The following is a 3,088-nucleotide window of genomic DNA, read 5'->3' on the forward strand; positions in this document are numbered from 1 at the left end:
TCACCAGATAGTGTGATTGCGATTTTTCTTATTTTTGAAAATTAGGTGTAAAACATTTTTGTAATTTGAAAGTCACTGCTGAAACGTAAAACCAAGCAGACCTAATACAAAAAAATCATTACTATAATAGGCAAGGGTATTAATTAGTAAACCTCTTCCTTTTAATCAGTTAGAGCAGTAGATAGCGCTTAGTAGATAATAATTTATTTGTAGGAAGAAAATCAAAAAGACTCAGAATAAATCTGAGTCTTAACTTCTGTTTACTTCCCCAGTAGTCCCATTAAGCCTTTAAATATTAGGAAAAGAGAGAAAATCACAATAGCTAAAATACCGATTAAGGTAGTTATTGGCTCTAAACCTGATATGAAAGTACCTGTTAAGGGAACCTTTAATAATGCAAAACCAGCTAAAATACTAGCTAACATTAAAAGAATAAATCGATCCATTCTGTTACGCCTCCTCTCAGTACATTATATGAACAAGTGAAAGGTAAGTTGAATCAAAGATAAACTTTTATGAAAAAATGTTTACATATCATAATAACTTAAAGACTGGATAGTGTTCTCTCACGTTTGGTTATTCCATTTTACCTTGAAGAGACCAATATAAAGGATTATCTTGAACATATTACAATCCATAAAAGATTGGAAGGGAAATTCAGCCCATAGAGTAACACAAAATAAAGGGGAAACAGAGTGGTATAAAAACTTTTTTCTCAAAGTTTGTAAAGTAGAGAGACATAACTTTTTTGAAATGTGACAATTGTTATTGTGTTTTTTATTCACGGCATGGCTCAGGGAACGATGCGATTACGATTAGAACAAATATCGATCAATTGGAACCGAACTTTCGTTATGATGGACGATATGTTTGTATTTATGAATCAAATAACCTGGTTGCGACATCGAAAGTTTCGCCAAATGGTTAAAAGRTGGTCTTGCAATTACATTTGTCAGATAGGATGATTGATTTGCCCCTGGCATTCTGCTTTGATTCAGAGTATGAATCATTTGTTCAGCTGTCATTATTCCTAACCCATGACCAAAATACGTACCATCTCCTAAAACAACAGCATTCTCCCCTCTCCAGTGAGGGGTTCTCGGGTCGAAGTCCGGATTTTCAAAATATACGACATCTCCAGGCAAAGAATGGTCAGTATAATATGGTTTTATTTGGAGTTCAGAATCATATTGCCAGCCGTATAAATAGATGTTGTTTTGAAATAATTGATTAAATAAGGATTCTCCCATCGAGTTTAGGACAGCATGGTAATAGATAATGACCTTTGCCGTAGCACATTCAAAAGCATATTGTGAACTGTTCATGTAAATATCTTGAATCGCGTCTGATGGTTTTACTCCATGCCGCAGCAGGAAGCCGCCGGTACTCGTCAAATGCCAGTATTGAGGATTAGCACGGGAATTTGCAAATATTTCAAACGGCACATTGCTTTGATTCATGGCTCTTGCACTTAATATGATATTTTTTCGTAACTTAAGCTCAAACGATAATTCACCTATGGATTGATACGAGTAAACGACTGTATCTTCAATCATCCGTTGAATGATCATACTTTCAATGCTACCAGACGACCACATGTCACTTTGTTGAAAAGGCATCCCCGATAGTTGAATCATAATATACCTCTTTCCAAGTTCGAGAATAAATTTACATTCTTACCTAGCATATTCAAGAATCGTTTTAATGTGTAGCAATAACAACTCGTATTTATAATTCATTATAAGAGTGGTGGAGTTCATATCCGAACTGGTGGAACAACTAAATTGATTTACTGCTTATTCAACTAACGGGTGCTTTAGTTAAAGATCATCGAGTTGCTTTGGCATCTTTTTTTTTCTAGTTCAACTAACGGGGAAGGTTAGTTCAATAAGGCGGAGGGTTATAATTGGTAAATTATGTTATAATTATTTATAAGGGGGGGTTGAGTGATGAGAACTAAGATTTTTGAATGGATTGGTTTCATTATCGTTTGCGTCTCGATATATGCTAATGCATCTTTTCGTGCAGATGGTCCTAACACGGGGACAGGAATAAACTTAACAGTAATTGGGATGATTATGGGTGCAATTCTTACTTGTTATTTTTTCTATATTAGGAAGTTTGTAAATAAAGGGGTACATAATAAGTCGACAAATTAACCTGCTATTTTATCTCAACTTCTTTAACTAACGGGTGCTTTACTTCAATAAGGGGTTAGCACTTTCTARTTGTACTAAAGGGGCAGTGTAGCACAATTAGAAAATCTTAGTATTGATAAAAAAGAATAGGAGGCTAACATGAATAAAAACCACTTTTATCAGCGATTTTGGTTACTTGCAATATGGTTTTCAGCTTTCTGGGTATTATTTGGATGCTCTTATTTTGTGGGGAATTTCTTAATAAAAGATGTTCTCGATATGGAACCATTATATTTAATGATAAGTATGTCACTCCTTTTCTTTTCATCAAGGAGTGAATATAGAAAAGCGAAAAAAGAATGGGTAAGAGAATGAACTTTGTTCAAATAACGGGGCAGGTGTGCATGCCAATTAGCCTTCCATTAGTCTGATTTTTTGTAAGGTTTTATGTTATTTAGTTAGATTTAGGTTCTAAGCTATATCTTAGAAAGTGGTTCTATTCTTTAAAAGGGCAAATATCCAATGTAAGAATTTATTTACACAAGCTATTACAGCTACTTTAAATGGCTTTCCTTCTTCACGTTTCTTGTCGAAAATCTCTCGCATTCTTTTGTTACGAGGGATGATTTCATCAGTTGTTTTTTTACGACAATCACGAATGGCACAACGAACAGCCATATACAAGGCATGTATATGGCTATTTGATCCTCTTTTAGTGATTCAAATTTTTGTGGCAACTACTCTAGGATCAGCTCAGCGAAAGCTACATGCTTTTTAGGATCATTAAATCGATCTATCTCACCAATTTCAGAAATAATCGTTGCCGCGATCTTTTCTCCAATTCCAGGGATAGATTTGGCTGCCGCAGCTTTAAGGTGAATAGCTTTTTCTTTTGCCCACCTGATTGATCGACTTTTACATAATCCAAATATCTTGTCTGTAATTATTTC

At 34.6% G+C, this 3,088-nt stretch carries 4 protein-coding genes and 1 pseudogene; 2 read left to right on the forward strand and 3 right to left on the reverse strand.

Annotated elements, in window-relative coordinates:
- Window positions 1-260: 260 nt before the first annotated feature.
- Both AC1DOS_RS19060 and AC1DOS_RS19065 read right to left on the reverse strand, forming a co-directional pair.
- Window positions 261-446 (reverse strand): hypothetical protein, encoded by a 186-nt coding sequence (locus AC1DOS_RS19060; RefSeq protein ID WP_108587385.1) that lies wholly within the window; start codon window positions 444-446, stop codon window positions 261-263.
- Window positions 447-815: 369 nt separating this feature from the next.
- Window positions 816-1,637 (reverse strand): protein-glutamine gamma-glutamyltransferase, encoded by an 822-nt coding sequence (locus AC1DOS_RS19065; protein WP_477538770.1) that lies wholly within the window; start codon window positions 1,635-1,637, stop codon window positions 816-818.
- 312 nt (window positions 1,638-1,949) lie between these two features.
- On the opposite strand from AC1DOS_RS19065, the gene AC1DOS_RS19070 reads away from it, so the two are divergent.
- Both AC1DOS_RS19070 and AC1DOS_RS19075 read left to right on the forward strand, forming a co-directional pair.
- Window positions 1,950-2,159, forward strand: coding sequence for a hypothetical protein (locus AC1DOS_RS19070; protein ID WP_477538771.1), 210 nt, complete (start codon window positions 1,950-1,952; stop codon window positions 2,157-2,159).
- Window positions 2,160-2,297: 138 nt separating this feature from the next.
- Complete coding sequence (locus AC1DOS_RS19075; protein ID WP_477538772.1) at window positions 2,298-2,513, forward strand: hypothetical protein; 216 nt, start codon at window positions 2,298-2,300, stop codon at window positions 2,511-2,513.
- 108 nt (window positions 2,514-2,621) lie between these two features.
- Here AC1DOS_RS19075 and AC1DOS_RS19080 read toward each other — a convergent pair.
- A pseudogene (locus AC1DOS_RS19080) lies at window positions 2,622-3,088 on the reverse strand (transposase); the annotation flags it as partial.

The organism is Paenisporosarcina sp. P5_A11, from assembly GCF_056400705.1.